The 863-nt window shown below is 61.9% G+C and carries 2 protein-coding genes; both read right to left on the bottom strand.

What is annotated here, in order from left to right:
- A partial coding sequence (locus VBE63_RS30550) for a class I SAM-dependent methyltransferase (RefSeq protein ID WP_323686710.1) occupies window positions 1–614 on the bottom strand: 614 nt, incomplete at its 3' end.
- A 44-nt stretch (window positions 615–658) separates the two neighbouring features.
- Window positions 659–863, bottom strand: a 205-nt coding sequence (locus tag VBE63_RS30545) for a hypothetical protein (protein WP_323686709.1), incomplete at its 5' end; no start/stop codon positions are given.

The raw sequence follows: 863 nt of genomic DNA, 5'->3' as shown, positions 1-863 counted from the left end.
GAGCGCAATCCCAGGTCCGGCAGCGACCACCAGGGGCTTTCGGTGATGATGTCATCTTCGGCGAGCTTGAAGCCGGCGGCACGCACCAGATCCAGGAAGCCGACCGCGTCCTGTTGGGCCTCGTGTGGATGCCGGAACAGCGTCCGCACCAGACTCGACTCGATAAAGCGGCGGCAGGATTCAGCCATCAGCAACAGCCCGCCTGGACGCAGCACGCGGTGCATCTCCGCAAGGGCTTCGCGCTGTGCGACCATGTGATGCAGCAGTTGATGGCACAGCACCAGGTCTACCGAGCCGTCGGCGAGGGGGATATCGGTGGCGCTCGCCGTAACCAGCGCCAGTTCGGTGGTGGGTGGAGGCTGAGTCGCAGCCTGTGCACGTCCCCGTGCGATGAGCTCGGCGTCGATGTCGATACCGGTGATGCGTCGGGGCCGGAAATGCTCATCGAGCAGCGCCGCCGCGGTGCCCTGACCGCAACCGATATCAAGGATGTGGGCGTTATCAGGCACACGGCGACCAGCCTTCGCGGCGAGCTCCGCCATGGCGTAGGCCAGCACATAGCGACGCCACACCTCAGTTCCTAAGAACCAGCGTCCGAAGCGGCTTTCGCGCATCCACTCTTGGCGAGGATTGGCTGCCGTTGTCGGAGCCTCTGCGATTATTCGGTGTTCCATTCCCATTGCTTGACCTCGACGAGGTCATTCGACTGAAACAAGAACCAAGTGACGACGAAACCGACCGTGAAGCCTCCACTCTGTTGCACGAGAGGGCTGTCTTCAAAAACGGCGCCGTTGACGTTGTCGTACACCGCATAGAAGCTGATCAGCTTCTTGCGGTCTCGGTGATAGATGCTCGTGCGAAAC

It is taken from the genome of Lamprobacter sp. (assembly GCF_034860625.1).
Lineage (GTDB): Bacteria > Pseudomonadota > Gammaproteobacteria > Chromatiales > Chromatiaceae > Lamprobacter.
Note: the sequence above shows the minus strand (reverse complement) of the source record. Positions and strands in the feature narration are given on the sequence as shown.